19 protein-coding genes are annotated in these 22,442 nt (G+C 73.9%); 8 read left to right on the forward strand and 11 right to left on the reverse strand.

Going from position 1 to position 22,442, the window contains the following annotated elements; translation table 11 throughout:
- Positions 1-93 precede the first annotated feature (93 nt).
- Positions 94-282, reverse strand: a complete 189-nt coding sequence (locus tag SZN_RS14415; protein ID WP_005485166.1) for a DUF5703 family protein — start codon at positions 280-282, stop codon at positions 94-96.
- A 47-nt stretch (positions 283-329) separates the two neighbouring features.
- On the opposite strand from SZN_RS14415, the gene SZN_RS14420 reads away from it, so the two are divergent.
- Entirely contained in the window at positions 330-1,064 is a 735-nt protein-coding gene (locus SZN_RS14420; protein WP_043730620.1) for a hypothetical protein, read from the forward strand.
- Positions 1,065-1,147: 83 nt separating this feature from the next.
- Here the strand turns inward: SZN_RS14420 and SZN_RS14425 are convergent, their stop codons facing one another.
- On the reverse strand, positions 1,148-3,379 hold the full coding sequence (locus SZN_RS14425; RefSeq protein WP_007495575.1) for a helix-hairpin-helix domain-containing protein: 2,232 nt from the start codon (positions 3,377-3,379) through the stop codon (positions 1,148-1,150).
- Positions 3,376-4,359: an aldo/keto reductase gene (locus tag SZN_RS14430; RefSeq protein ID WP_007495576.1), complete on the reverse strand. Its 984-nt coding sequence runs from the start codon at positions 4,357-4,359 to the stop codon at positions 3,376-3,378. Before SZN_RS14430 ends, SZN_RS14425 begins: the two co-directional genes overlap by 4 nt.
- Before the next feature lie 184 nt (positions 4,360-4,543).
- On the opposite strand from SZN_RS14430, the gene SZN_RS14435 reads away from it, so the two are divergent.
- Together SZN_RS14435 and SZN_RS14440 are read left to right on the forward strand one after the other, a co-directional pair.
- Entirely contained in the window at positions 4,544-5,599 is a 1,056-nt protein-coding gene (locus SZN_RS14435) for an LLM class F420-dependent oxidoreductase (protein WP_007495577.1), read from the forward strand.
- Positions 5,600-5,846: 247 nt separating this feature from the next.
- Positions 5,847-6,635 (forward strand): hypothetical protein, encoded by a 789-nt coding sequence (locus SZN_RS14440; protein WP_007495578.1) that lies wholly within the window; start codon positions 5,847-5,849, stop codon positions 6,633-6,635.
- Positions 6,636-6,638: 3 nt separating this feature from the next.
- Here the strand turns inward: SZN_RS14440 and SZN_RS14445 are convergent, their stop codons facing one another.
- Entirely contained in the window at positions 6,639-7,637 is a 999-nt protein-coding gene (locus SZN_RS14445; protein ID WP_043730642.1) for a magnesium and cobalt transport protein CorA, read from the reverse strand.
- A gap of 62 nt (positions 7,638-7,699) precedes the next feature.
- On the opposite strand from SZN_RS14445, the gene SZN_RS14450 reads away from it, so the two are divergent.
- From SZN_RS14450 to SZN_RS41375, 5 genes are all read left to right on the forward strand, one after another.
- Positions 7,700-8,386 (forward strand): histidine phosphatase family protein, encoded by a 687-nt coding sequence (locus SZN_RS14450; RefSeq protein WP_007495580.1) that lies wholly within the window; start codon positions 7,700-7,702, stop codon positions 8,384-8,386.
- A 118-nt stretch (positions 8,387-8,504) separates the two neighbouring features.
- The gene (locus tag SZN_RS14455; protein ID WP_043730625.1) at positions 8,505-9,095 is read left to right on the forward strand and encodes a DUF3090 domain-containing protein; all 591 of its coding nucleotides are present in this window, start codon (positions 8,505-8,507) and stop codon (positions 9,093-9,095) included.
- Positions 9,059-9,877, forward strand: coding sequence for an SCO1664 family protein (locus tag SZN_RS14460; RefSeq protein WP_050815063.1), 819 nt, complete (start codon positions 9,059-9,061; stop codon positions 9,875-9,877). Before SZN_RS14455 ends, SZN_RS14460 begins: the two co-directional genes overlap by 37 nt.
- A gap of 129 nt (positions 9,878-10,006) precedes the next feature.
- Positions 10,007-11,236, forward strand: a complete 1,230-nt coding sequence (gene mshC, locus SZN_RS14465) for a cysteine--1-D-myo-inosityl 2-amino-2-deoxy-alpha-D-glucopyranoside ligase (protein ID WP_007495584.1) — start codon at positions 10,007-10,009, stop codon at positions 11,234-11,236.
- Positions 11,237-11,522: 286 nt separating this feature from the next.
- Positions 11,523-11,678 (forward strand): hypothetical protein, encoded by a 156-nt coding sequence (locus tag SZN_RS41375; protein WP_007495585.1) that lies wholly within the window; start codon positions 11,523-11,525, stop codon positions 11,676-11,678.
- A gap of 41 nt (positions 11,679-11,719) precedes the next feature.
- Here the strand turns inward: SZN_RS41375 and SZN_RS14470 are convergent, their stop codons facing one another.
- The 7 genes from SZN_RS14470 to SZN_RS14500 form a co-directional block, all read right to left on the reverse strand.
- Positions 11,720-12,742, reverse strand: a complete 1,023-nt coding sequence (locus tag SZN_RS14470; protein WP_007495586.1) for a PAC2 family protein — start codon at positions 12,740-12,742, stop codon at positions 11,720-11,722.
- Between the two features lie 211 nt (positions 12,743-12,953).
- Positions 12,954-13,625 carry a FadR/GntR family transcriptional regulator gene (locus tag SZN_RS14475; RefSeq protein ID WP_007495587.1) on the reverse strand — a complete coding sequence of 224 codons (672 nt, stop codon included), beginning with the start codon at positions 13,623-13,625 and terminating at the stop codon, positions 12,954-12,956.
- A 136-nt stretch (positions 13,626-13,761) separates the two neighbouring features.
- Positions 13,762-16,686: an NACHT domain-containing protein gene (locus SZN_RS14480; protein ID WP_007495588.1), complete on the reverse strand. Its 2,925-nt coding sequence runs from the start codon at positions 16,684-16,686 to the stop codon at positions 13,762-13,764.
- Positions 16,687-17,012: 326 nt separating this feature from the next.
- Positions 17,013-18,629 carry a glycerol-3-phosphate dehydrogenase/oxidase gene (locus SZN_RS14485; protein ID WP_007495599.1) on the reverse strand — a complete coding sequence of 539 codons (1,617 nt, stop codon included), beginning with the start codon at positions 18,627-18,629 and terminating at the stop codon, positions 17,013-17,015.
- A 39-nt stretch (positions 18,630-18,668) separates the two neighbouring features.
- Positions 18,669-20,210, reverse strand: a complete 1,542-nt coding sequence (gene glpK / locus SZN_RS14490; RefSeq protein ID WP_007495601.1) for a glycerol kinase GlpK — start codon at positions 20,208-20,210, stop codon at positions 18,669-18,671.
- Between the two features lie 96 nt (positions 20,211-20,306).
- Positions 20,307-21,101 carry an MIP/aquaporin family protein gene (locus SZN_RS14495; protein ID WP_007495608.1) on the reverse strand — a complete coding sequence of 265 codons (795 nt, stop codon included), beginning with the start codon at positions 21,099-21,101 and terminating at the stop codon, positions 20,307-20,309.
- Positions 21,102-21,590: 489 nt separating this feature from the next.
- Positions 21,591-22,355: an IclR family transcriptional regulator gene (locus tag SZN_RS14500; RefSeq protein ID WP_007495609.1), complete on the reverse strand. Its 765-nt coding sequence runs from the start codon at positions 22,353-22,355 to the stop codon at positions 21,591-21,593.
- Positions 22,356-22,442 lie beyond the last annotated feature (87 nt).

Genomic DNA, 22,442 nt, shown 5'->3' on the forward strand with positions numbered 1-22,442 from the left:
GTGCCGCGGACGACCCCGGGCCCGGCGCGGACGGAGCGGGCACCGCTGTGCGCGGTGCCCGCTCCGGCGTCGTCCGCTCCCGTTCGCCTCAGGTCACCAGGTGGCCCGGACCTGGCGGATGATCCGGCGGCGCAGCCGCACCCTGCGGCTGCCGTCGCGCAGCAGGCTCAGGCGGTCCAACTCCCAGTGTCCGTACTCGGCATGGTCCGTCAGCAGGCGCGTGGCGTCCTTGCGGGAGACCCCGCGCGGCACGTACACGTCGACAAATTCGTATTCCGGCATCGCATCTATTGTGCGGGCTGGGGCCCGGTACGGATAGCGTCTGCACTATGTCTGATGCTGTGCAGCCCACCGCTGCCGAGGTACGCGCCGCCGCCGAGGCGGTCAAGACCGCGCTCGACCGCCACCTGGCCGCCGTCGAAAGCCGGTCGGGGGAGGACGACCCGGCCGTCTACGAGGCGTTCAACGAGCTCGCCGCGGCCGCCGAGGTCTACGACGAGCTGCTCTACGACCGCTACGACGAGGTCACCCCCTTCGAGATCCCCGGTACCGAGGACGCGCTGCCGCCCTACACCGGCCCCGAGGAGCCCGGCGCGGTGAGCGTGCTCATCCGGCGCGACTACGCCGTGGCGGAACCGCAGCGGCTGATGGCGCAGGCCGGGCGGGTCGAGGCCGCGGACTACGACGAGGGCACGGACGGGGAGGTCTCCGGCACCGTGCACGGCGCGCTGGGCATCCTGTTCGGCGAGTTCGAACCGGACGAGATCGCCTCCCGGCACAAGGAGTTCGGACTGGAGGAGGGGGACTCCACCCTCTGGGTCACCGCCTCCGACGAGCAGCCCGAGCCCGGTGAGTGGCTGGAGGCGCCCTTCGACGCCGTCGACCCGCAGCGCGTGGTCTGCCGCTTCGACGTCAGCACGGTCTTCGACGACGAGATGGACGCCGACCTCGACGAGGACGCCGAGGAGGACCTGGACGAGGACGCCGAGGAGGATCTGGAGGACGCCCTCGACGCCGAACTGGACGAGGACGACCTCGAACCCCTGGACGCCGACCGCCGCTGAGGCGGACGGCACCCGACCGGCCACGGCGGGGGCGGGCCCGGAACCACTCCGGGGCCGCCCCCGCCGTCCGCCGGCGGGGTCCGTCAGGCCGTCGGCGGCACCTGCGGCGCAAGCAGGGCCGGCAGCCGGGTCGTGCGGGGCTTCGCCGGCACCTCGGCGACGGCCCGGGGAAGCGCCTGCTCGACACCCTGGACCACGGACAGATGGCGCTCGGCCAGGCCGAAGGCCGTGTAGACCCACGGGCGGCTCAGGGCCTGGACCGCGTCGCCGGGCAGGACCGCGACCACGGCCGGCCACCGGCCGCCCGCCGCCTGGTGCGCGGTCAGCGCCCACCCGTGGCGTACGGACTGCTCCACCCGGTCCTTCGGCACGACCACGGCCTCACCGCCGCACGACAGATGCAGCCCCGCGGCGTCGGCCTTGACCACCTGCCCCAGCACCGTACGGCCAGGCGCGGGGGAGTGGGCCACCCGGTCGCCGGGATCGAACCCGCCGAAGCGCCCGGGGCCGGGGTTGAGCCGCTCCTTGAGCGCCGCGTTCAGGGCGCGCGTCCCGGCGGCCCCGCCGTGGCCCGGCGTGATCACCTGGGTCTGCTCGGCCGGGACCCCGATCGCCCTGGGCACCGAGTCCGCGACGAGCTGCACCGTGCGGTGCACCGCCTCGCCCGCGTCCCGCACCGGCACGATCACGATCTCCTTGCCGGGCGCCTCGACCTGGTTCAGCTCGCCGACGCCCACCCCGGACACCAGCTCGCCGAGCGGCCCCGGATCGGGGCACCGCGAGGCGATCTGCGGGCAGGCCCGCGCCGTCAGCAGATCGGCGAACACCCGGCCGGGCCCCGCCGACCACAGCACGCCCGGATCGCCCGCCAGCACCAGCCGCGCACCGTCCGGCAGGGACTCCGCCAGCAGGGCCGCGCTCTCCACGTCCAGCTGCGGCGCGTCGAGCACGACCAGCAGATCGAGGTCGAGGGCGCCGTCGGCGTCGCGGCCGGGGCCCTCCGACCCGGACAGCAGCCCGGCGAGCGTGGCGACGGCCGGTGCGGCCTCCGGCTCCGGGCCGCCTGACGCAGCGAGCAGCGCCCCGAACCGGGTCCGGCCGAGGGCGCTGTGGGTGGCCGCCCAGGCGCGCAGTCCGAGGCCGCGCGCCGTGCGCAGCAGCGCCGCGGGTTCGGCGCGGGACGCCTCCCCGCCGGTGTGCAGCACCAGGCCGTTCGCCGCGACGGCGCGGATCAGGTCGGCCGCGGAGTCCGCGCCGGCCGCGGCCCGCTCCCAGTCCTCGGCCGAACCGTCCTGCCTCGGGGCCGAGTTGACCAGCCGGGCCAGCGCGTCGGCGAGGCTCTCCTCGGCGAGGGCGTAGCGCTCCAGGCCGACGAGGACACGCACCGGCCGCTCCGCCTCCTGCCCGGACTCCTCCTCCTCGCCCCGCGCGGCGGGGGCGCCGGGCTCGTCCAGGGCGTCCTGGAAGGCCAGGGCGTCCCCCTCGGCCAGCGCGTGCTGGACGGCCTCGCCGGGATCGGGCACCCCCTGACCGGCGAGCGCGGCGGTGAGCGCCGGCATCTCCAGCGCCGTGTGCCCGGCGAGCGCGGCCTGCTCCAGCAGCCACACCGTGACCGCGCGCCCGCGCCGCTCGTCGTCCGGCCCGCACTCCGCCCCCAGAAGCGCCCGCGCGAAACCGTCCGCCTGGTCGGGGCGGACGCCCGCGACGCGCAGCAGCTGCCAGGGGTCCCCACGCAGCAGGTCCGCCGCGCCCTCGCCGAACAGTGCCGCGACCTGCGGGGCGAGCGCCTCCGGAGCGCCTCCGTCCGCCAGGGCCCGGCGCACCGCCTCGACGGTCTCCGGCGCGGTCGCCGCGGGCGCCCCGGGCTCGGCCCGCGGCCGGCGCACCGGCTCGGGGGCGGGGCGGCGCGGCGGCTCCGGCTCACCGAACACCGTGGCCGCAGGCTTGGCACCGCCCTCCACGGCCCGGACGGCGGCGAGCAGGTCGGCGGCCGTCCCGCTGAGCTTCGCCCCGCTGTCGATGGGCGCCTCCCGCTCGGACCTGCGCCGCTCGATCCGCTCCCGCTCGACCCGCTGGGCGGCGAGCTCCGCCTCCGCCTCGGACGGCTGCCCGGCCCGGTCCCCGTCACCGTCCCCGGTACCCCCGCCCGGCCCGGTCCCCGTACCCCCGCCCGGCCCGGTCCCCGTACCCGCGTCCCGGTCCCCCGTGTCCGGCCCGGTTCCCGCGTCCCCGTCGGCGGGCCCGTCCCCGGCGTCTGCGGCGCGCGGTGTCCCCGGCTCGGTGTCCTCCGTGGTCTCGGGCGGCTCCGTGCTCACAGCGTGCTCCAGTCGTGATCGGGATAGCGGTGCACGGGCGCCGACACGTCGTCGAGCGCCCGGCAGATCTCGTCAGGAAGACTAAGGGCCTCCACTGACAACGCCGCCGTGAGCTGCTGGGCGTTGCGCGCGCCTATGACGGGGGCGGCCACCCCGGGCCGGTCCCGGACCCAGGCGAGGGCGACCTGGAGCGGGGAGACCGCCAGCCCGTCGGCGGCCGTCCGCACGGCGTCCACGATGCGGCTCGCGGTGTCGTCGAGGTAGGGCTCGACGAAGGGCGCCAGCTGCTCCGAGGCGCCGCGCGAGTCGACCGGGGTGGCGTTGCGGTACTTGGCCGTCAGCACACCACGGCCGAGCGGCGACGAGGGCAGCAGACCGATGCCGAGGTCGAGCGCGGCCGGCAGCACCTCGCGCTCCACGCCCCGCTGCAGCAGCGAGTACTCCAGCTGCGTGCTCGCGAGCCTGGTCCGGGTGCCCGGCGCCGCGAGCTGCCACGTCGCCGCCTTGGCGAGCTGCCAGCCGCAGAAGTTGGACACGCCCGCGTACCGGGCCCGGCCGCTGGCGACCGCGAGATCGAGGGCCTGGAGCGTCTCCTCCAGCGGCGTGTGGGGGTCGTAGGAGTGGATGTGCCAGACGTCGACGTGGTCCGTGCCCAGCCGGGCCAGTGAGGCGTCCAGGGCGGAGAGCAGATGGCCGCGGGAGCCGTCGACGCGGCGCTCCGGGTCGGGCACGCTGCCGGCCTTGGTCGAGATGACGAGGTCCCGGCGCGGGATCAGCCCCTCCATGAGCCGGCCCAGCAGGTACTCGGCCTCCCCGTCGCCGTACACGTCGGCCGTGTCGACGAGGGTGCCGCCCGCCTCCCAGAACGTCTTCAAGAGGTCCGCGGCGTCGTGCTCGTCGGTGTCCCTGCCCCAGGTGAGGGTGCCGAGCCCGATCCGGGACACACGCAGGCCGGTGCGGCCGAGATGCCTCTGCTCCATGAACGCCGAGATTACTGGCCAGAACCTGCCACGTGGGTGCCTGTGGATAACCAGTTTCACCGGTGGCGGCCGGCGGCGCGGGCCGCCGCGCGGGCGACGCCCCTCACACCGGACTCCCCGCGGCAGCCGCCCCGCGCTAAGGTCTGGCCCACAAGGGACGTTACTGATCGGTAAGGGGATCGGCATGCAGCTCGGCATCAACCTCGGCTACTGGGGCGCGGGCATGGACGCGGACAATCTCGCCGTCGCTCAGGAGGCCGACCGGCTCGGGTACGCCGTGTGCTGGGCCGCCGAGGCGTACGGGTCGGACGCGGCCACCGTGCTCAGCTGGGTCGCCGCCCAGACCGAGCGCATCGACGTCGGATCCGCCATCTTCCAGATCCCGGCCCGTCAGCCCGCGATGACCGCCATGACCGCCGCCACCCTGGACTCCCTGTCCGGCGGCCGCTTCCGGCTCGGCCTCGGGGTCTCCGGACCGCAGGTCTCCGAGGGCTGGTACGGCGTCAAGTTCGACAAGCCGCTGGCGCGCACGCGGGAGTACGTCGAGATCGTCCGCCGGGCGATGACCCGCGAGCGCCTGTCGTACACGGGCGAGCACTGGACGCTGCCGCTGCCCGACGGCCCCGGCAAGCCGATCAAGCTGACCGTGCACCCCACGCGCGAGCACATCCCGCTGTACATCGCCGCCATCGGCCCGAAGAACCTGGAGCAGACCGGCGAGATCGCCGACGGCGCCCTCGTCATCTTCCCCTCGGCCGAACACCTCGAGGACACGACCGTCAGGCATCTGCGCGCGGGGCGCGAGAAGGCGGGCAAGACCCTCGACGGCTTCGACCTCTGCCCGACCCTGCCGCTCGCCGTCGGGGACGACAAGGACCTGGCCGCCCTCGCCGACACCTTCCGCCCGTACACCGCGCTGTACGTCGGCGGCATGGGCAGCGCCCGGCAGAACTTCTACAACCAGCTCGCCCGGCGCATGGGCTACGAGAAGGAAGCGGCCGAGATCCAGGCCACGTACCTCGCGGGCGACAAGCAGGGCGCCGCGGCCGCCGTACCGCACGAGCTGATCGACCGGACCACCCTGCTCGGGTCGGTGGACCGGATCGCCGACCGGATGACGGCCTACGCCGCCGCCGGTGTCACCACGCTGTCCCTCGCCCCCGCGGGCTTCACGCTCGACGAGCGGCTCGCCTCGCTCCGCGCCGGCACCGAGGCCCTGGAGCGCGCCGGACTCGCGTGACCGCGGCGCGCGCCCGGCAGGGCTCGGCGGGAGGTTTCAGCGGCCGTGGTGGGGGCTCGGGGGTCTACCCCGCCACGGCCGTCACGCAGCACAACGCGCCGGTGGCCCCCGCGGTTACGCCCGGACGCGACCCGGATGGTCATTCTTTTGGCGGAGTTGTCCGGCACAGCTGTTGCAGCACCTCCCGTGGCGCATTTGACTCGGTCTTCGCGGAGTCCTGCGGCGTTCTGCAGAGAGGTGGCCCACGATGCTTTCGGCCAAGAGCCTGTTCCAGGAGATCCTCGACAACGACGACTCCTTCCGCCTGTTCTGCTCCATCGCGGCCGGCGGCGAGGCCCAGGGCGGCTGGGAGAACGCCCGGATCGCCGCGCTCGTCCCCGAGAGCGAACGCCCCCTGGCACCCAAGATCACCCGGCACGGCGCCGACGAGGACAAGCACGGGCGGATCTTCAACGCCCTGCTGAAGAAGCGCGGCCTCGAACCCGTCCCCGTCCCGCCCGACACCGACTACACCATGCTCCTGGAGAGCGACGGCATCGGTCTCGCCCACGACAGGCTCAGGTCCGACGTCCCGCTCACCGTGCAGGACATCGTCGTCTACCTGGCCCACAGCCGCGTCACCGAGCAGCGCGCCTCCGAGCAGATGGACCTGCTGCGCAAGCACTTCGCGGACGACCCCGGCATCGGCCGCGCCGTCAGGATGATCTCCGCCGACGAGGACAACCACCTCGCCTACTGCCACGAGGAACTGCTGCGCTTCGCCGCCGAGGGACACGGCCGCGCCATCCAGCGCACCCTGCGCGCGTGCGCGCTCGCCGAGATCCGGGTCTACCGGGACGTCAGCCTCGCCGTCATGGACCACATGGGACGCCTCCTCGGCTGGTCGCGGCCCAAGGCGGCCGTACTCGCCGCCGGCATCCGTGCCGTGTACGCGTGGGAGCGGTTCGCGGGCTGGCGCCGCATGGTGACGCTGAGGATGCCCGAGCGCCGGGACGCGCTCGGCGGCCCCGCCGCCTCCGCGCCCGAGTTCGCCTGACGGCTACAGCCAGCCCCGGCGCTTGAACAGCCGGTACAGGAGCACCTCCACGACGACCAGGGCCGCGATCAGGGCCGGGTAGGACCCGACCCAGTCCAGTTCCGGCATGTGCGTGAAGTTCATGCCGTAGATCCCCGCGACCATCGTGGGGACCGCGGCCATGGCCGCCCACGCGGAGATCTTCCGCATGTCGTCGTTCTGCCGCACGCTCATCTGCGCGAGATGCGCCGACAGGACGTCGGAGACCAGCCGGTCCAGCCCCTCCACGGACTCGTTCACGCGCGTGAGGTGATCGCTGACGTCACGGAAGAAGGGCTGCGCCTCCCCCTGCACGAAGGGCACCCGCGCTCCGGCCGGGCCGGACCCCGCGAGCTTGGCCAGCGGCTGCGCGAGCGGCCCCGTCGCCCTGCGGAACTCAAGGACCTGGCGCTTGAAGCCGTAGATGCGCGAGGCCGTGTTCCGCGAGCCGCCCGCAGACGGCGAGAACACCTCCGTCTCCAGCTCCTCCAGGTCGGTGCCCAACTCGCGCGCCACGTCGAGGTAGTGGTCGACCACGGCGTCGGCGATCGTGTACAGCACCGCCGTCGGACCGTGCCGCAGCATCTCCGGCTCGTGCTCCAGCCGGGTGCGCACGTCACTCAGCGGGGACTCCTCTCCGTGCCGGACGGTCACCACGAACGAGTCGCCGATGAAGACCATGACCTCGCCGGAGGTCACCACGTCGCTCCTGGGCTCGTAGCCGACCGGCTTGAGCACCACGAACAGCGAGTCGTCGTACACCTCCAGCTTGGGCCGCTGGTGGGCGTTGAGGGCGTCCTCCACGGCCAGCGGATGCAGCCCGAAGTCCCGGGTGACCCGCTCGAACTCGTCCTCCGTCGGCTCGTACAGGCCGATCCAGACGAACGCGCCGTCCTGGAGGCGGCACAGACCGAGGGCGTCGGAGAGGTCCTGCGGCCCCTCGGCGCGGCGCCCGTCCCGGTAGATGGCGCAGTCCACGATCACGGAGCGCATTCTCCCGCCGTCCGCGCGCGGGCGCACCCGCCCGTGCGCCTACCCTGGGCCGCATGCCCACGCTGATCCTGGTCCGGCACGGACGTTCCACCGCCAACACCGAGGGAGTGCTCGCCGGGTGGACGCCCGGCGTCGCCCTGGACGCGCGCGGCACCGAGCAGGCCGCCGCCCTCCCCGGGCGGCTCGCCCGGCTGCCGCTCTCCGAAGTCGTCACCAGCCCGCTGCAGCGCTGCCGGGAGACGGTCCGCCCGCTCCTGGACGCCCGCCCCGGCCTGCCCGTCCACACCGACGACCGGATCGGTGAGTGCGACTACGGCGACTGGTCCGGCCGCAAACTCGCCGAACTGAAGGACGAGCCGCTCATGGAGGTCGTCCAGGCGCACCCCTCGGCGGCGGCCTTCCCCGGCGGGGAGTCGATGCGCGCCATGCAGACCCGCGCCGCGGAGGCGGTGCGCGAGTGGAACGCGCGCGTGGAGCGCGACCACGGGGCCGACGCCGTGTATCTCCTGTGCTCGCACGGTGACATCATCAAGTCGCTCGTCGCGGACGCGCTCGGTCTTCATCTCGACCTCTTCCAGAGGATCTCCGTAGAACCGTGTTCCATCACCGCGATCCGCTACACCCGTCTGAGGCCCTTCCTCGTACGGCTCGGCGACACCGGCGACTTCGCGTCGCTGGCCCCGCGGGAGGAACCCCCGGCGGGCGACGCGACGGTCGGGGGCGGCGCGGGCGCACCGTGATCGGCGGGCGCAGTAGGGTGAAGCGGTCGCAGCGACGCGGCACGCACGGTGCGCGGTGAGCGCGCTCCGCCGCCGCACTCCCGATCCGCCGTACTCCCGATCCCCATGGAGACAGGACGTGTCCCGTCAGGTGTTCCTCTACGACCCCCCGGACCGCTTCGTGGCCGGTACGGTCGGACTGCCCGGACGCCGTACGTTCTTCCTCCAGGCCACCGCCGGCCCCCGGGTGACCAGCGTGGCCCTGGAGAAGACACAGGTCGCCGCTCTCGCCGAGCGCATGGACGAACTGCTCGACGAGGTCGTACGGCGCAGCGGCGGCAACGCCGCGGTGCCCGCCCTCTCGCCCTCCGAGGCCGGTGACACCGGCCCGCTGGACACCCCCGTCGAGGAGGAGTTCCGCGTCGGCACCATGGCCCTGGCCTGGGACGGCGAGGAGCAGCGCATGATCGTCGAGGCGCAGGCCCTCGTGGAGCTCGACGCCGAGTCCGAGGAGGACCTGGCCGAGGCCGAGGAGCGCCTCCTCCAGGACGAGGAGAACGGACCCCCCATGCTGCGGGTCCGGCTCACCGGCGCCCAGGCGCGGGCCTTCGCCAAGCGCGCCCTGGACGTCGTCAACGCCGGGCGCCCGCCCTGCCCGCTGTGCAGCCTGCCGCTCGACCCGGAAGGACACGTATGTCCGCGCCAGAACGGATACCGCCGCGGAGCGTGACCCCCGTGGACCTGCTCACCGAGGGTGAGCTGACCGTGCGCGGCCGCATCAGCGAGGCGTCCAACGCGGCGCTCCTGTGCACCGTCCTCCTCGACGGCCGGGAGGCGTCCTGCGTCTACAAGCCCGTCGCGGGCGAGCGGCCGCTGTGGGACTTCCCCGACGGCACCCTCGCGGAGCGCGAGGCCGCCGCCTACGCGGTCTCCGAGGCGACCGGCTGGGGGCTCGTACCGCCCACCGTGCTGCGCGACGGCCCGTACGGCGAGGGCATGGTCCAGCTGTGGATCGAGGTGTCGGCCGAGGCGGAACTGCTGGCCCTGGTGGACGGCGAGGAGCCCGCCGAGGGCTGGAAGGCGATCGGCTTCGCCGAGGTCGGCGAGGGCCGCACCGCCCTGCTCGTGCACGCCGACGACGAACGGCTGCGGCGCCTGGCCGTCCTGGACGCCGTCCTCAACAACGCCGACCGCAAGGGCGGCCATCTGCTGCCGACCGGGGACGGCCGGCTCTACGGCATCGACCACGGCGTCACCTTCCACACCGAGGACAAGCTGCGCACCCTGCTGTGGGGCTGGGCGGGGGAGCCGCTGACCGCGGAGGCCCTGCGGGTGCTCGGCACCCTCCAGGAGGCGCTGGAGGAGGGCGGCGCCCTGGCGGTGCGGCTCGCCGGGCTGCTCACCGGGGCCGAGGTGGCCGCCACGCGCGCGCGGGTCGGCGCGCTGCTCGCCACCGGCCGCCACCCGCAGCCGGGCGGCGAGTGGCCCGCCATCCCCTGGCCCCCCGTCTAGCGCGGTGACCGGGCGTCCCGGCGGCACCGGCCGCGCAGCACGGCGGCCGGTGTCCCGCAAGGGCGCCTTACCGGTCATCCGGCCTGGTCCGGTTCGTGTACGGAACATCCGTCCGGTTAGGCTCATGACATGTATGCCTGGCCCGCTTCTGAGGTCCCCGCCCTGCCCGGTCAGGGCCGCGACCTGAGGATCCACGACACCGCGACCGGGGAGCAGGTCACCCTGGACCCCGGCCCCGTCGCCCGTATCTACGTCTGCGGCATCACGCCGTACGACGCGACCCATCTGGGGCACGCGGCGACCTACAACGCGTTCGACCTCGTCCAGCGCGTGTGGCTCGACACCAAGCGCCAGGTCCACTACGTCCAGAACGTCACCGACGTCGACGATCCGCTCCTGGAGCGGGCGCGGCGCGACGCCGTCGACTGGGTGGCCCTCGCGGAGAAGGAGACCGCCCTCTTCCGCGAGGACATGACCGCCCTGCGCATGCTGCCGCCGCGGCACTACGTCGGCGCCGTCGAGGCCATACCCGGCATCGTCCCGCTGGTCGAGCGGCTGCGGGACGCCGGCGCCGCCTACGAACTCGACGGCGACGTCTACTTCTCCGTCGAGTCCGACCCGGACTTCGGCAAGGTGTCGAACCTCGACGCCGCCGCCATGCGGCTGCTGTCCGCCGAGCGCGGCGGCGACCCCGACCGGCCCGGCAAGAAGAACGCCCTCGACCCGATGCTGTGGATGGCGGCCCGCGAGGGCGAGCCCAGCTGGGACGGCGGTTCGCTCGGCCCCGGCCGGCCCGGCTGGCACATCGAGTGCGTCGCCATCGCCCTGGACCACCTCGGCATGGGCTTCGACGTCCAGGGCGGCGGCTCCGACCTGGCCTTCCCGCACCACGAGATGGGCGCCTCGCACGCCCAGGTGCTGACCGGCGAGTTCCCCATGGCCAAGGCGTACGTGCACGCGGGCATGGTCGGACTGCACGGCGAGAAGATGTCCAAGTCCAAGGGCAACCTCGTCTTCGTGTCGCGGCTGCGCCGCGACGGCGTCGACCCCGCCGCCATCCGGCTCGCCCTGCTGGCCCACCACTACCGCTCCGACTGGGAGTGGACCGACCAGGTGCTCCAGGACGCCGTCGCCCGCCTGGAGCGCTGGCGTGCCGCCGTCTCCCGCCCCGACGGGCCGCCCGCCGAGGCGCTCGTCGAGGAGATCCGCGACGCCCTCGCCGACGACCTCGACGCACCCGCCGCGCTCGCCGCGGTGGACCGCTGGGCCGAAGCGCAGCGCGAGCGGGGCGGCACGGACACGGGTGCCCCCGGTGTGGTGTCGCGGGCCGTGGACGCGCTGCTGGGCGTCGCCCTCTAGCGAGCCGTACCAGCCCTGTGAGGGCGCTTCCTCCCGGCCTGTCCCCGGCGCCGGAGGGAGCGCCCTCTTCGCGCCCGGCCCCTCGGCGCCCGTCCGTCCAGAAGCGGGCGGGGCGGGCGTTCGGGCGGTCCGTACGGCTGCCGATGCCGCGCTCCCGTGCCGGGCGGATGCCGCACGTCCCTGTCGAGACGCCGTCGACGGCCCCGGGGGCGGCCCGGCTGTGGTGGGGTGGGGGCAGCCGACCCGGACCCGCGGTCGGCCGGTCCCGTACGCGGAACGACGCTCCGTGGCCCCCGAACACCGCTCCTTCGCGCCGCAGTTCACCCGCCGCCGGCTCCTCACGGCCGCCGCGTACCGGGGCTGCCTCTACCTCCCCAACGCCCGCTCCACCACCCCGCCGGCGCCGGAGACGACGTACGAGGTGCTCTCGGTCCCGGCGTGAGACCAGTGCCGGGGGCGGTGCGCCGCACCGACCCCGGCCCGTCAGTCCTCCGACGAGTCGTCGTCCTCGTCGCCGCCCCGGTCCCGTTCCCGGTCCGTGTCCCGGCCGCCCGGCTTCGGCGGCCTGGACGGGCGCGTGCGGCCGCCGGGACTGTCCCGCAGATACGGGGTACCGGGCCCGGCGTCCCCGCCGTCGGCCGTGGCGTGCCCGCTGGCCGGGGGGCCGCCGTCCCGCCGCCGCAGATAGCGCTCGAACTCCCGGGCGATCGCCTCGCCCGACGCCTCCGGCAGCTCCGCGGTGTCCCGGGCCTCCTCCAGCGTCTGCACGTACTCCGCGACCTCGCTGTCCTCGGCGGCCAGCTGGTCCACGCCCACCTGCCAGGCGCGCGCGTCCTCGGGCAGCTCGCCCAGCGGGATGCGCACGTCGATCAGGTCCTCGAGCCGGTTGATCAGGGCCAGCGTCGCCTTCGGGTTGGGCGGCTGGGAGACGTAGTGCGGTACGGCGGCCCACAGCGAGACCGCCGGTACGCCCGCGTGCGTGCACGCCTCCTGGAGGATGCCGACGATGCCCGTGGGCCCCTCGTACTTGGTCTCCTCCAGGTCCATCCGCCGGGCCAGGTCCGCGTCGGACGTGGTCCCGCTGATCGGGACCGGACGCGTGTGCGGGGTGTCGCCGAGCAGGGCACCCAGGATCACCACCAGCTCCACGCCCAGCTCGTGCGCGAAGCCCAGGAGCTCGTTGCAGAACGAGCGCCACCGCATGGACGGTTCGATACCGCGGACCAGGACGAGGTCGCGCGGTTTGTCACCGCCGACGCGGACCACCGACAGCCGCGTCGTCGGCCACGTGATCTTGCGCACTCCGCCGTCCAGCCACACCGTGGGGCGGTTCACCTGGAAGTCGTAGTAGTCCTCGGCGTCCAGCGCCGCGAACACCTCGCCCTTCCACTCCCTGTCGAGATGCGCGACCGCGGTGGAGGCGGCGTCGCCGGCGTCGTTCCAGCCCTCGAACGCGGCCACCATGACCGGGTCGATCAGCTCGGGAACCCCCTCGAGCTCGATCACCCAGCGCCTCCTTCCGACGTGCCCTCGCCTGACCACACAACCTTACGGCGTGCGGCGGGGGCGCCCGCAGCCCCCTGCGCGGGGGATGAACGGATCACTGCCCCGTTCACGACCCCGGAACACCCGCCGAGAGATCCGATGTCCGGCGAAAGCCACAGGGTGTGATGAAGGGGACGCCGGGGGTGCGCCGAAGGCCGTCGCGGCCGCCCGGTCACAGGGACGCGCGCAGCCACTGCTCCACGCTCGCGATGTGCGCCGTCGCCCACGACCGCGCTGCCTCCGCGTCCCGGTCCCGCAGCGCCGCCAGGATCGCCCGGTGCTCGTGCAGGGTGCGGCTGACCGCGTCCTCCTGGGTCAGTCCCCGCCACACGCGCGCGCGGGTCGTCGGCCCCGACAGCCCGTCGAGCAGCGAGCACAGCACCGAGTTGCCCGAGGTCTGCACGATGCCCCGGTGGAACTCCAGGTCGCCCGCGACGAGTTCCTCCACCGACGGGGCGTCGCCGAGCCGGTCCAGCTGCCCGGCGAGCACGTCCAGTTGCTGCTCGCTGATGCGCGCGGCGGCCATCGCGGTCGCGGCCGGCTCCAGGATGCGCCGCACGGCGAGGAACTCCAGCACCGTGTCGTCCCGGTGGAAGTCGACGACGAAACTCAGCGCCTCCAGCAGCAGTTGCGGGTCCAGGCTCGTGACGTAGGTGCCGTCGCCCTGCCGCACGTCCAGGATGCGGATCAGCGACAGGGCCCGTACCGCCTCCCGCAGCGAGTTGCGGGACAGCCCCAGTGCGGCGGCGAGCTCGCTCTCCTTGGGCAGCCGGTCGCCGGGCCGCAGCGCGCCTGAGACGATCATGCCCTTGATCTTCTCGATCGCCTCGTCGGTGACTGCCATGCCCCGGCCTCCGTGTCCTTCAGGACGTCGTCCCAGACGTCCGACGTCTCACGTCATTATGCGGGCTCCGCCCCCGGTGCCGACGGCCTCGCGGCAGCCGTGGGCACCGGCCCCGCACGCCGTCGCGCGGCCGGTGTCAGCCCCCGACGCCCAGAGGCCGGTCCGCCGGGCACGCGACCGGCTCCGCGGCCAGCTGCCGCTGGAGCCGCAGATGCCGGAACTCGTAGTACGCCCCCGACTGCCGCAGCACGCCCCGGCGGTGCGCCTCGTCCAGGAACGCCATGCACCGCCATGGCATACGGCCCGACGCCGCGAGCCAGATCCGGGCGACCGCGAGCCGCCCCCAGGCGCTGAGGGCGAGCGCGGCCGTGCCCACCGGAACCCACAGCTGGGTGCCCGCCTGCACGAACCCGCCCCAGTCCCGGGACATCGTCACGACCGGCACGCAGACGACCGCGGTCGCCAGGGCGGCGAGCGCGCCGCGCGCCAGGGACGCCGTGCGGTCGGTGCGCAGCGAGGACCGGGGCCCGGCCGCGCGCATCACGTCGGACGGCGTGCTCAGGGCGTGGTACACCCCGCAGACGCAGCCGCCGACCAGGCCCACCAGCACACCGGCGGCCAGGATCGGCGGCAGCAGCCGCCCGGCCGTGCCCCGGGACGAGCCCTCGGTGAGCCAGTCGCGGGCCCGCGGCGGAAGCTCCGACCGCAGGCCCGCCGCGTCGGCCGTGCGCAGGCCGTCCCGGGTCGCCAGCCGTACGACGACGGCGCCGTCCCGTGCCTCGAACGCCGTGCGCCGGGCGGTGAAGGCGTCGCAGGACCGCCCGGTCACCAGGGGCAGCCGGCAGTTCGGCGGGGACGTCCGCCGCGGATAGGCCACGGGACGGGCGTCGCGCGCCGGATACAGCAGCGTGCCCCGCAGCGGCCGCCCGGTCGTCGCGAAGCGCACCCCGTGCCGCTCCCGGAACTCCCAGCCGCCGATCCGCCGCCCGTCCAGCCCCTCCTTCGGCGCCGACTTGAGCACGGTCACGCCCACCGCCGCCAGGCCCCCGGCGGTCGTGGCGGCCACCCCGACCAGCAGGGCGGCGGCGGTGCCCCGCACCAGCCGGGCCGCGAGGCCCCGGACGACCCGGCCGGGCCGGGCCAGCGGCGCGCTGTCCCGCTCCGCACGCCGGGTGGCACCCAGCAGCAGGACACCCCCGGCGACGCCGCAGACCGTCCCGAACAGCGCCGTCCAGGGACTGTCCGCCACCCCGGCGAGCACGGCCGTGAGCACCGCCGCCCCGAGCGCCGCCAGGGCGCCCCCGCAGCCGCGCGCCGCCGCACGGCCCCGGTGGCCGCCCGCCCAGGGCAGGCTGAGCGGGCGGGGACGCCGGGACAGCCCGGCGATCCCGAAGAACAGGCAGAACAGCAGGGCGAAGAGGCAGCCGGCGAGCAGGTCGGGCAGCCATCCGTCGGTCACCGCGCCGAAGCGGAAGCCGAACCGCAGATCGTCGGTGAACGCGAACCCCGCCCACAGCACCGCGGCGGCCGCCGTCGCGACCGCCAACTGGCGGCGCAGGAAGGCCGCCCGGGGCACCCTGCCGCCGGCCGGGGGCAGCAGGAACGCCACGCCGAAGGCATAGCCCAGGCTCTGGCCCACGAGTGTCATCAGCAGCGAGGCGGAGTCGTCCACCGTGGCCGGATCGCTCCACGCCCGGCTCAGCAGCGCGGGGATCAGCAGGAGCGCGTTGACCACGATCGCGACCAGTCCCGGCGCGTACACGCGCAGCAGCCGGGGCGTCATCGACTCCAGCTCCCACCAGCCGAACCGGGCCGTCCCGCGCCGGTCCAGCTCCCGCGCCAGCCGCCCGAGCCGGCGCTTCGCCTCCGCGGCGCCGTGCGCCCCGGTGTCGGTGAACGCGGCGGGCACGAACGCCTCCAGCAGGTGCTCCTCGATGTGCGCGCCCGTGGGGAAGCGCACCCGGTCCAGCAGTTCGGCCGGGTCCCGGGTCCGGTCGCCGTAGACGGTCCGGGCCAGCGCCACCATCAGCGGAACCGTCAGCACCGCCGCCAGCTGGTCGTCCGGGTCCCGGGCCAGCCGCTCCAGCACGGGCGTCCACACCGTCGTACGGAGGGCTCCGGCGGCGGGCAGCGGCCGGGCCGTGCGCTCCAGATGCGCCGCCGACTGCCCGATCTCCAGCGGCAGCAGCCGGACCACCTGCGCGGCGGTGAGGACGTCGCCCTCGTCGACCGCGGTCCGCCAGGCCCGGGGACGGCTCGTGAGCAACAGCGGCAGATCGTCGTCGAGTTCGGAGTTGATCCGCCGTACGGCCATCCCGTACACGTCCTCGGGCAGTTCGTCGAACCCGTCCAGGACGGGCAGCACCAGTCCGCTGTCCAGCAGGGCGCGCGCCAGGGTGCGCTGTCCGCCGGCGGGCAGCGCCAGCGGGCGGTGCTCGGCGGCCAGCCGCTCGGCGAGCCAGTCGCGCAGCCCGGTGTGGCGGGGGTCCCACCCGGCCGGCTGGAAGATCACCGGGACGGGGCCGCCGGCCTGCCGCTCGGCGAGCCTGCCCAGCGTGAACCGCAGGGCGAGCACGGTCTTGCCCGAGCCGGGACCGCCCAGCACCACCAGCCGGCGGCCCGGCACGCTCCCGAACGCGGCCACGACGTCGCCGAGTCGCCGCTCGCCGTCACGCTGCGTGGGGATGCGGCGGACGTTCTCCGGGTGGTCGGCGAGCCGCGGGTCCGCCGCCGTCCAGCGCACGTCCACCGGCTCCGGGTCCTGGAGCCTGCGCAGCCGGAACTCCGCAGCCCACTGCTCCCGTACGGCGTCGGCCAGTTGGTCGGCGGCCCGGCGCCGTACGTCGTCGCCCGGCTGCGGCGGCGGGTCGGCGTCGCCGCGCAACACGTCGGCCAGCAGCGCCGCCACGGACACCACGGCGCCGATCACGGAGACGAGGACGCTCTCGGAGGCCACGTCGTCGATCGTGCGCAGCACGCTCGCCAGCGCCACCAGGGCCGCCCCGCACACCCCGAACATCACGCGGCGGCGCAGTCGCGCGCCCCGCCATCCGCCACTCATGTCCCCCGACGCTCCCCGTGCAGACCGAACCGTGCTCAAGCACCGTTCTAGCGGCCCCGTCACCTGCGGGCCGGTCATTCCACGGGAGGCGGGAGGGGCGCACGGGAGCAGTCCGAGGGCTGCCGGAAGCCAGCCGCGGCGGACTTGGAGCATGTGTTCCACAGGTGGACGAAAGGGGCGGCTCCCCGTGCGGGAGACCGCCCCCTCGGCGGTGGTCGGCCCCGGTGCACGGGGCCGCGCCCGTGCGGTCCGGTCCGGCCGGGGCGGTGGCCGCGCCGGCGCCGCGCGGGACGCGTCCGGCGGTGTACCCGCGCGGCGCCTCGGGGTCACTTCCCGTCGAGCAGGCCCTGCACCTTCGCGCGGACGTCGTCCGAGGCCAGGCCGCGGATGGTGAGGGTGGTGCGGCGGCGCAGCACGTCGTCGGCGGTCTCGGCCCACTCGTGGTCCCGGGCGTAGACGACCTGGGCCCAGATCTCCGGGGCGTCCGGGTGGACGCGCTCGCCCAGCTCCGGGTCGTCGTTGGCGATCCGGGCGATGTCGAAGGCCAGCGAGCCGTAGTGGGTGGCCAGGTGCCGGGCGGTGTCGGCGCCCATGCGCGGGCCCGGCGCCGGCCGGTCCGTCAGCAGGCGGTGCGCGACCGCGCGCGGGTTGGCGATACCGGGCAGCGGGAGCTTCTTCGGCAGCGAGGCGATCGGCTCGAAGTCGTCGCCCAGCGGGTGGCCCGGCAGCGTCTCCAGCTTCTTCATGATCGTGCGGCCGATGTGCCGGAAGGTGGTCCACTTGCCGCCCGCGACGGACAGCATCCCGCCCCGGCCCTCGGTGACCACGGTCTCGCGCTTGGCCTTCGCGGTGGCACCGGGGCCTCCGGGCAGCACCCGCAGACCGGCGAAGGCGTACGTGATCAGATCGCGGTCCAGCTGCTGGTCCCGGACGGAGAACGCGGCCTCGTCCAGGATCTGGGCTATGTCCCTGTCGTTGACCGCGACGTCCGCCGGGTCGCCCTCGAACTCCTCGTCCGTGGTGCCGAGCAGCAGCATGTCCTCCCACGGCAGGGCGAAGGTGATGCGGTACTTGTCGATCGGGGTCGCGAGCGCCGCCTTCCACGGGGCGGTCCTCTTCAGGACCAGGTGCGCGCCCTTCGACAGCCGGATCGACGGTGCCGCGTTCGGGTCCTCCATCGCGCGCAGGTGGTCGACCCACGGCCCGGTCGCGTTCAGCACCAGGCGGGCGCTCACCCCGAACTCGTCCCCGGACAGGCGGTCCTTGAGGTCGGCGCCGGTGACCCGGCCCTTGGTGAAGCGCAGGCCGGTGACCTCCGCGTGGTTCAGCACGACGGCGCCGGACTCGGCGGCCGCGCGGACCGTCATCAGCGCCATGCGGGCGTCGTTCATCTGGTCGTCGCCGTACACGGCCACGGCCCTGAGGTTCTCGGTGCGCAGCTCGGGCACGTCCTGCGCGGCCTTGGCGGGCGAGAGCAGATGCCCCACGCCGTCGCCGAAGGCCGACAGGGCGGAGTAGGCGAAGACGCCCGCCCCGAGCTTCGCCGCGCCGTGCGGCCCGCCCTTGTACACGGGGAGGTAGAACGTGAGCGGGTTCGCCAGGTGGGGAGCCACCTGGCGGGAGACCGCACGGCGCTCGAAGTGGTTCTCCGCCACCAGCTTCACCGCGCCGGTCTGCAGGTAGCGCAGCCCGCCGTGCAGCAGCTTGGAGGAGGCGGAGGAGGTGGCGCCGGCGAAGTCGCCGGCGTCGACCAGAGCCACCCTGAGGCCGGACTGCGCGGCGTGCCAGGCGGTGGAGATGCCCAGGATGCCGCCGCCGATCACGAGTAGGTCGTACGACGCCTTGGAGAGCTGCTCCCGGGTCTGGGCGCGGCTCGGGTGGGAGCCGGAGGCCGGGTGCGTGCCGAGGGCGGGCACGGACTGCAGGGTGGTCTGACTGGTCATGTCGGGTTCTTACTCCTCATCAGAGTTCGAGAGCTGGGGTCAGTTCTCGTCGTCCTCGAGCCAGCCCATGGTCCGCTCGACGGCCTTGAGCCAGTTCTTGTACTCACGGTCGCGGGTCTCCGCGTCCATGCGGGGGGTCCACTCGGCGGCCCGGCGCCAGTTGGCGCGCAGCTCGTCGGTGCTGGTCCAGAAGCCGACGGCGAGACCGGCGGCGTAGGCGGCGCCGAGGCAGGTGGTCTCCGCGACCATCGGGCGCACCACGGGCGCGTCCAGGACGTCGGAGAGGGTCTGCATCAGCAGGTTGTTGGCGGTCATGCCGCCGTCGACCTTGAGGGTGGCGAGCTCGACGCCGGAGTCCTTCGTCATGGCGTCGGCGATCTCGCGGGTCTGCCAGGCGGTGGCCTCCAGGACGGCGCGCGCGAGGTGCGCCTTGGTGACGTACCGGGTCAGGCCGGCGATCACCCCGCGGGCGTCGGAGCGCCAGTGCGGGGCGAACAGGCCGGAGAAGGCCGGCACGAAGTAGGCGCCGCCGTTGTCCTCGACCGACAGCGCGAGCGTCTCGATCTCGGCGGCGGTGGAGATCAGGCCCATCTGGTCGCGCATCCACTGCACCAGGGACCCGGTGACGGCGATCGAGCCCTCCAGGGCGTAGACCGTGTCCTGGTCGCCGATCTTGTAGCCGACGGTGGTGAGCAGACCGGCGTACGAGTTGATGATCTTGTCGCCGGTGTTCATCACCATGAAGGTGCCGGTGCCGTACGTCGACTTGGTCTCGCCCTCGGCGAAGCAGGTCTGGCCGAACAGGGCGGCCTGCTGGTCGCCGAGCGCGGAGGCGACCGGGATGCCGCCGAGCAGCTCGCCCAGCTCGCCGCCGGTGATCTCGCCGTAGACCTCGGCGGAGGAGCGGATCTCGGGGAGCAGCTGGAGGGGCACCCCGATCGACTCGGCGATCTTCTCGTCCCACTCCATGGTGTGCAGGTTCATCAGCATGGTGCGGGAGGCGTTGGTGACGTCCGTGACGTGGCGGCCGCCGTCGACACCGCCGGTCAGGTTCCAGATGACCCAGGTGTCCATGGTGCCGAAGAGGATGTCGCCGGCCTCGGCGCGCTCCTTGAGGCCCTCGACGTTGTCCAGCAGCCAGCGGGCCTTGGGGCCGGCGAAGTACGAGGCGAGGGGCAGGCCGGTCTCGCGGCGGAAGCGGTCCTGGCCGACGTTGCGGCCGAGCTCCCGGCACAGGGCGTCGGTGCGGGTGTCCTGCCAGACGATCGCGTGGTGGACGGGCTCACCGGTGTTCTTGTCCCACAGCACGGTGGTCTCGCGCTGGTTGGTGATGCCGATGGCCTTGATGTCGTCACGGGTGATGCCGGCCTTGGCGACGGCGCCGGCGACGACCTCCTGGACGTTGGTCCAGATCTCGGTGGCGTCGTGCTCGACCCAGCCGGGCTTCGGGAAGATCTGCTCGTGCTCCTTCTGGTCGACGGCGACGATGCGCCCGTCGCGGTCGAAGACGATGCAGCGGGACGAGGTCGTGCCCTGGTCGATGGCGGCGATGAAGGGGCCGGCGGTGTGGGCGTCGGTCACAGTGAGCTCCTGGAAGTTCCGTGGTTATGGGGCTTTACGTACGGCGCGCGCTGAGAGTTTCGGTACTGATCACCCGGACGGGTGAACCTTGCTCTCCTAGGCGAAGGCGACGTTGTAGATGCCTGCCGCGATGGCGCCGCCGATGAGCGGACCGGCCACCGGGATCCAGGCGTAGCCCCAGTCGGAGCCGCCCTTGTTGGGCAGCGGCAGCAGGGCGTGCACGATGCGCGGACCGAGGTCGCGGGCGGGGTTGATGGCGTACCCGGTCGGACCGCCGAGCGACAGGCCGATCGAGACGACCACGAGCGCGGTGATCAGGGCGCCCAGGGCGCCGAGGCCCTTGCCGCTGTCGTTGAGGCCCTGGGTCAGGATGGCGAGGACCAGGACGACGGTGCCGATGACCTCGGTGAGGAGGTTCTGCACCGCGTGGCGGATCTCGGGACCGGTGGAGAAGACGCCGAGGACCGGGCCCGCGCCCTTCTCCTGGGCCTCGACGGCCTTGGCGGTGGTGGACTGGGCGCCCGGACCGCCGACGATCTCCCTGTCGGTGAGGTGGGCGTGGAACTGGCCGTAGTAGGCGACCCAGACCAGTGCCGCGCCGATCATGGCGCCGAGGAGCTGTCCGGCGAAGTACGTCGGGACGTTGCCCCAGTCGTTGTCCTTGATCGCGATGGCGAGGGTCACGGCCGGGTTCAGATGGGCACCGGACAGCGGCGCCGAGGTGTAGACCGCCGTGAGCACCGCGAAGCCCCACCCGAAGGCGATGGCGAGCCAGCCGGCGTTGCGGGCCTTGGATGCCTTGAGCGTGACGGCCGCGCAGACGCCGCCGCCGAGCAGGATGAGTATGGCGGTACCGATGGTCTCGCCGATGAAGATGTCGGAGCTGGACACCCGCGACTCCTTTGTCCTTCGTCCAGGGGAAGCCGAACCCCGGGGTCCCACCGGTGGTTCGCGTTGCCCTCGGGGTGAGGGCGATGCCGGCCCTTGGCACTGTCACACTCTACCTCGTATTGCCGATAGCTGTTCGACAATGCCGACCGATGGACGGGAGCTTGCCTCTGGCGTCAGGCGCGCGTCAAGGGTCGTGTCGTCGAATGCTCGATCGTTATCGGATGTGTTGATCTGTCGACATCGTGAGAGGTGTGTGCGTACGGTCGCGTCGGCGTCACCCTGGGTGTGCGACGCGGCCCGCCGCTCGTCGACCGTTCTCCGGTGTCCGGGCACGCCGGCGACCGGAACGCGGGCCTCGCGTCCCGGTCGCCGCTCCCTGCCTTCAGCGCGCTGCCGTCAGCGCCCGGCTCTCAGCGTCCTGCCGCCACAGCCCTGCCGCCACAGCCCGGCCGTCGGTGCCCGGTTCCGGCACCCTGTCCCCGGCCGGTCTCAGAACCGTCCGGCGCCCAGGTCGCGGGAGACCGCGCGGGCGCAGTCCCGCACCGCCGCGATCAGCTCGGGGCGCAGCTCGCCGTCGCGGCACAGCCGCTCCACGGCGCCGGTGATGCCGACCGATCCGACCGGCATCCGGCGCCGGTTGTGGATGGGGGCCGCGACGGACGCGACGCCCTCCCAGGTCTCCTCGACGTCGGCCGCGTACCCGCGCGCGCGGGTCATGTCGAGGATGTGCTCGAAGTCGTCCGGCTCGCACACCGTGCGCTCCGTGAACGCCTTGCGGTCCGCCTCGACGGCCTCGCTGTGCGCCACCGGGTCGTAGGCCGACAGGACCTTGCCGAGCGCCGTGGAGTGCAGCGGCTGCATGGCCCCTATCTCCAGCACCTGCCGGCTGTCGTCCGGGCGGAAGACGTGGTGCACGATCAGTACGCCCTGCTGGTGCAGCACGCCGAGGTAGACGCTCTCCCCGCTGGAGCGCGCCAGGTCGTCCGTCCACACGAGCGCGCGTGCCCGCAGTTCGTGCACGTCCAGATAGGTGGTGCCGAGCCGCAGCAGCTCCGCGCCCAGCTGGTAGCGCCCGGAGGCGTCGTCCTGCTCGACGAAGCCCTCCTGCTGCAAGGTGCGCAGGATGCCGTGCGCGGTGCCCTTCGCGAGACCCAGCGACGAGGCGATGTCCGACAGGCCGAGACGCCGCTCGCCACCTGCGAGGAGCCGCAGCATCGCGGCCGCCCGTTCGAGCGACTGGATGTTCCGTGCCATCGCCGTACTGCCTCCGTCCGTCCCCTTCGACCGTCGACCACGCGACGTCGCTGCCGTTCGGCAATGTCGAACACTACCGGTCGTCGC

Origin of the sequence: Streptomyces zinciresistens K42 (assembly GCF_000225525.1) — a bacterium.
Taxonomy (GTDB): Bacteria; Actinomycetota; Actinomycetes; order Streptomycetales; family Streptomycetaceae; genus Streptomyces; species Streptomyces zinciresistens.

Coding starts and splice junctions, on each gene's coding strand:
- SZN_RS14415 (WP_005485166.1), bottom strand. CDS start 282: ATGCCGGAATACGAATTTGTCGACGTGTACGTGCCGCGCGGGGTCTCC.
- SZN_RS14420 (WP_043730620.1), top strand. CDS start 330: ATGTCTGATGCTGTGCAGCCCACCGCTGCCGAGGTACGCGCCGCCGCC.
- SZN_RS14430 (WP_007495576.1), bottom strand. CDS start 4,359: ATGGAGCAGAGGCATCTCGGCCGCACCGGCCTGCGTGTGTCCCGGATC.
- SZN_RS14435 (WP_007495577.1), top strand. CDS start 4,544: ATGCAGCTCGGCATCAACCTCGGCTACTGGGGCGCGGGCATGGACGCG.
- SZN_RS14440 (WP_007495578.1), top strand. CDS start 5,847: ATGCTTTCGGCCAAGAGCCTGTTCCAGGAGATCCTCGACAACGACGAC.
- SZN_RS14450 (WP_007495580.1), top strand. CDS start 7,700: ATGCCCACGCTGATCCTGGTCCGGCACGGACGTTCCACCGCCAACACC.
- SZN_RS14460 (WP_050815063.1), top strand. CDS start 9,059: ATGTCCGCGCCAGAACGGATACCGCCGCGGAGCGTGACCCCCGTGGAC.
- mshC (WP_007495584.1), top strand. CDS start 10,007: ATGTATGCCTGGCCCGCTTCTGAGGTCCCCGCCCTGCCCGGTCAGGGC.
- SZN_RS14475 (WP_007495587.1), bottom strand. CDS start 13,625: ATGGCAGTCACCGACGAGGCGATCGAGAAGATCAAGGGCATGATCGTC.
- SZN_RS14480 (WP_007495588.1), bottom strand. CDS start 16,686: ATGAGTGGCGGATGGCGGGGCGCGCGACTGCGCCGCCGCGTGATGTTC.
- SZN_RS14485 (WP_007495599.1), bottom strand. CDS start 18,629: ATGACCAGTCAGACCACCCTGCAGTCCGTGCCCGCCCTCGGCACGCAC.
- SZN_RS14500 (WP_007495609.1), bottom strand. CDS start 22,355: ATGGCACGGAACATCCAGTCGCTCGAACGGGCGGCCGCGATGCTGCGG.